This is a genomic window from Longimicrobium sp., assembly GCA_036387335.1.
Lineage (GTDB): Bacteria > Gemmatimonadota > Gemmatimonadetes > Longimicrobiales > Longimicrobiaceae > Longimicrobium.
This window is the reverse complement of record DASVTZ010000180.1, coordinates 1-4,671: the sequence shown is the minus strand read 5'-3', so window position 1 is coordinate 4,671 and position 4,671 is coordinate 1. Positions and strand designations below refer to the sequence as shown.

General features: G+C 71.8%; 2 protein-coding genes. Both read left to right on the top strand.

The window, feature by feature from the left end; translation table 11 throughout:
- The first annotated feature begins 536 nt into the window (after positions 1-536).
- Entirely contained in the window at positions 537-1,388 is an 852-nt protein-coding gene (locus tag VF647_17805) for a hypothetical protein (protein HEX8453945.1), read from the top strand.
- A gap of 409 nt (positions 1,389-1,797) precedes the next feature.
- Positions 1,798-4,671 (top strand): PAS domain S-box protein (locus tag VF647_17800; GenBank protein ID HEX8453944.1); only part of this gene is annotated, 2,874 nt, incomplete at its 3' end.

Here is a 4,671-nt window from a genome sequence, read left to right as displayed (position 1 = left end):
ATCTACTACGCGTTCCGAGGGCATCGCGGTGCAAACCAGGCCTCGCTCCACGCGCAGTGGATTCTTCGGTCGCCGCAGAAAGTGTGGAGCGCTGCGCGCTGTCCGGTGGGGCGGCTCCCTCAGAATGACAGAAACCTTCTGTCATCCTGAGCGACGCGCCTCACCGGCCCCTGCCCCACTCGACACTCCGGCGCGGAGCGAAGGATCTACTGCGCGTTCCGAGGGCATCGTGGTGCACCACCGGGCCTCGCCGCACGCGCAGTAGATTCTTCGGTCGCCGCAGGAAGTGTGGAGCGTTACGCGTGGTTCGGTGGGGCGGCTCCCTCAGAATGACAGGATGGGGCGCGGAAAACGGATTCGTTTTTACTCGCGCGCCATGTCCGCCAGAACGTCTACGTACGCGAACAGCGCGGTCTACGTACGCATACGTATAGGAGACGTTGCGAAGTGCGCCTATCCTACCCCGGTTACGTCATCTGCTGGCCGGACCCCGTCCACACGGCGGGCATCGCTCTCCACCTGGCACGAGGATCCGAATGCGCACCAGCCATCCACGCCGCTCCGCACTCCTGCTCCTCGCCACGCTGGCCGCGCTCCCCGCTGCCGCCCAGCCCGCCCCCGTGACCGTGGACGCCATCCAACTGCGGTCCCTGCAGGCGCGCCTGAACGGCTTCGCGGGTGGGCTTCGTGCGGAGGAGCGCGCGCTCTGGAATCGGCTGCTGATCCGCGCCGCGTCCGCGCCCACGGCCGGTGGAACGGACGTGCGGGTGCTGCCGGTGCTGCAGATCGGCCCCGGCGGCGGCTGCGACGACGGGGGAGTGCGCGGGGGGAACGGGCGCGTAGCGATCATCATCCAGGGCGGCCGGACCGCGTCGCCGTCGAGCGGCATCGTCGTGCAGGGCGGACGGTCGCCGCAGGGCGCCGGCGCGTCCCGGGTGGGCGGTCGACCCGGGGCGCCGGCGGGCGTGGTTCGGCCCACGGACGTCGTGTCCATCGGCCCGAAGCAGGAGGACCCCGCGTGGCCGGCGCCGGAAACCCTGGCGCGCCGCATCACGGAGTTCTCGGGTCAGCTTCCCGCGCCGGAGCGCGGCGCGCTGGAGTGGCTGCTGACCCGCGCCGCCGCAGTCCCTGAGGCACGTCCCGCGACGCCGGGCGGTCTGCCTCCGGGTGCGGCCGTGGCATCCTCGGCCGAAGGACGGGCCTCCGCGACCGGTGCGGCCGGCGCCCGGCCGCTGGGCAACCCGGGCCCCGGCGGGCTGCCGGAGGGGACGAGCGCCTCGCTGCGCCAGGCGCTGGGACTCGATCCGCTCTCCATCGGACCGAAGCAGGAGGACCCCACGCGTGGCCCGGGCACGCCGCCCGCGACGCGCTGGACCCTTCGGTACTGACTCGGAGGGCGGCGCCGCGTCGGACACGGGCGTGATGAATCACGCCCCTACCAGATCTGCCCGCGCGGGGTGACAGCCGCGGCATAGGTCCGCCTGCGCGAGTCTGCGCGGGCGGATTTTGTGTGGTTCCAGCGGCGAATTCATGCGCTCCTGGAAGCGGGGTACGCGGCCGCGTCGGGCACGGGCAGACACGTGGGTCTGCCCCTACGGGGTCGGGGTGCCACGCACGAGGGGCACGCCTGCGGCACAGATCCGTCCTGCGCGAGTCCGCGCAGGCGGACTTTGTGCTTTTGTTGCAGCGAGTTCACTCGCCTCTTCCAACCCTCCAACCTTGTCATTCCACCGCATTGTAAGTTATTTTACCACCCGCTCCGCCGCCCTCCGCAGTCCTTTTTCCCGCAGCGCTTCGATGCACCCGTTCCCCCTGGCACAGATCCCGGTTTCGGAAGACGCCGACGCGCTGCGCGCGGCGCTGGAAGCCGAGCGCGCCGCGCGCATCCGCGCGGAAGAGGCGCTGCGGCATGCGGCCGGGGTGGAGGAGCTCGCGCGGCTGGGGAGCTGGGAGGAGTCGCAGGACGGCGCGGTCGCATGGTCCGCGGGGCTGCTGCGGGTGCACGGGCTGGACGCGGCGCCGGCCAGCTTCGACGAGCTCCTGGAGACCGTCCACCCCGACGACCGCCCGGGGCTCGCGCAGGCGCGCGAACGACTGCTGGAGGACGAGGAGCCGTTCCGCATCGTCTACCGCACCATCCCTGCGGAAGGCGAAGTGCGCTGGGTGGAAGGAAGGGCGCGCGTCGTTCGCGACGGCGCGGGGAAGCGCATCGTGGGGACGTGCCAGGACGTGACGGAGCGCCACCTGGCCGAGCACGCCCTGCGCGAGCGCGACCGCATGCTGGACGAGGTGGAAGAGCTGGCCCAGCTCGGCACCTGGGAATGGAACCTCTCCACCGACGAGATCCGCTGGTCGCCGGAGCAGCTCCGCATCCACGGGATGACCGAGGGCGCGGGAACGCAGACCTTCGCCGAGTTCCTGTCGCGCGTGCACCCGGACGACCAGGGGCGCGTGATGCAGGAGTGCGAGCGGCTGATCGCCACCGGCGAGTCGTTCACCATCCCCTACCGCGTGGTGCGCCCCGACGGCACCCTGCGCGAGATGCAGGCGATGGGGAAGCTCCTTCCCGACGCCACGGGGCAGCAGGTGCGGATGGTGGGGACGGCGCAGGACGTCACCGAGCGCAACCGCGCCGACCGCGCGCTGCGCGCCTCCGAAGCCCGCTTCCGCGACCTCTTCGAGCAGTTCCCGCACTCGGTGCAGATCCTTTCGCCCGAGGGGAGGACGCTGCAGGTGAATCCTGCGTTCGACCGGCTGTGGGGGCTCCCCATGGAGGAGCTGGCCGGCTACAACCCGCTGGAAGACCCTCGGATGGAGCCGATTCGCGACCTCCTGCGCCGCGGCTTCGCGGGAGAGCGCGTCACCCTTCCCGAAGTGGAGTTCGACACGCGCGGCATGCACGCGGAGGTGGGCGGGCAGCCGTGGCCGCGCTGGATCCGCTCCTTCGTCTTCGCCGTGCGCGACGACGCGGGCGCGGTGCGCGAGGTGGTGCTGGTGCACGAGGACGTCACCGAGCAGCGCCGCGCCGAGGAAGCGCTGCGCACCAGCGAGGAGAGCTACCGCACCATCTTCGACAGCTCGTCCGACGCGATCTTCGTGTCCGATCCCGCCACGGGAACGGTGGTGGACGCGAACCGCGCGGCGTGCACCATGGCCGACGCCACCATCGAGGAGCTGCGGACGGACGCCGGCGCCGTCATCTGGAACGGCCCCGCGCCCTACACCGCCGAGCGGGCGCAGGAAACGATGCGCCTGGCCGCCGAGGGGGTGCCGCAACGCTTCGAGTGGCTCTCCATCCACCCGCGCACCGGGGCGGAGATCTGGGGCGAGGTCAGCCTTCAGCGCGTCACGCTGGACGGCGAGCTGCGCATCCTGGCGCTGGTGCGCGACATCGGCGAGCGGAAGCGGGCGGAACAGGCGCTGCGCGCGTCGGAGCAGAGCTACCGCGCCCTCTTCGAGCTCTCCAACGACCCCATCTACGTGCACGAGGTGGAGACGGGGGCCATCCTGGACGCCAACCGCAAGGCGTGCGAGGCGGCGGGGCTGGAGTCGGTGGAGGAGCTCCGCGAGCGCGGGATGGCGCTGATCGCGGGGGGCGAGCCGCCCTTCACCACCGAGCGCGCGCTGGAGTACGTGAAGCGCGCGGCCGCCGGCGAGCCGCAGCGCTTCGAGTGGCGCAACGACCTGGCGGACGGAAGGCAGATCTGGTCCGAGATCTCCCTCAACCGCGTGACCATCGGTGGCGAGGACCGGCTGCTGGCGACCGCGCGCGACATTACCGAGCGCAAGCGCGCCGAGCAGGCGCTGCGCGACAGCGAGCGCAGCTACCGCACCATCTTCGACTGGACCGCCGCCGCCCTCTGGGTGCACGACCTGGAGACGGGCGAGTTCCTGGACGTCAACCAGACGGCGTGCGCGCTGCACGGCTACACGCCGGAGGAGATCAAGGCGCTGGGCGTGGCGGGGCTGAGCTGGGGCGAGCCGCCGTACACCGTCGAAAACGCGATGCAGTACCTGAAGCTCGCCGTCGCGGGCGAGCCGCAGCGCTTCGAGTGGCTGGGCAGGCACAAGGACGGCTCCCCGGTGTGGGCCGAGATCACGCTGCGCCGCGTCACCATCAACGGCGAAGACCGGCTGCTGGCCACCGGCCGCAACACCAACGAGTGGAAGGCCGCCGAGCGCGCCCTTCGCGCCAGCGAGGAAAGCTACCGCACCATCTTCGACTCCACCGCCGCGGCCATCTGGGTGCACGATCTGGCCACCGGCGAGCTGCGCGAGGTCAACCAGGCCGCCTGCGAGCTGTACGGCTACACGGCGGACGAGCAGAAGGAGATCGGGCTGGACGGGCTGACGTGGGGCGAGGCGCCGTACACCGTGGACGAGCTGCACCGCATCTTCGGGCTGGCGCGGGCGGGAGAGCCGCAGCGCTTCGTCTGGCTCGGCCGCCACAAGGAGGGCGGCGAGGTGTGGGCCGAGGTGCAGGCGCGGCGCGTGAGCGGCGCGGACGGCGACCGGCTGCTGGTGACGGCGCGCGGGATGAACGAGTGGCGCGCCGCCGCCGACGCCCTGCGCCGCGCCAACGAGGAGCTGGAGCAGCGCGTGGCCGCCCGCACCGCCGAGCTGGCGCAGACCAACATCGCGCTGGAGGAGGAGGTCGCCGAGCACGAGTCC

Excerpts from the sequence above, each read along its gene's own strand:
- VF647_17805 (HEX8453945.1), top strand. The coding sequence starts at position 537 with ATGCGCACCAGCCATCCACGCCGCTCCGCACTCCTGCTCCTCGCCACG.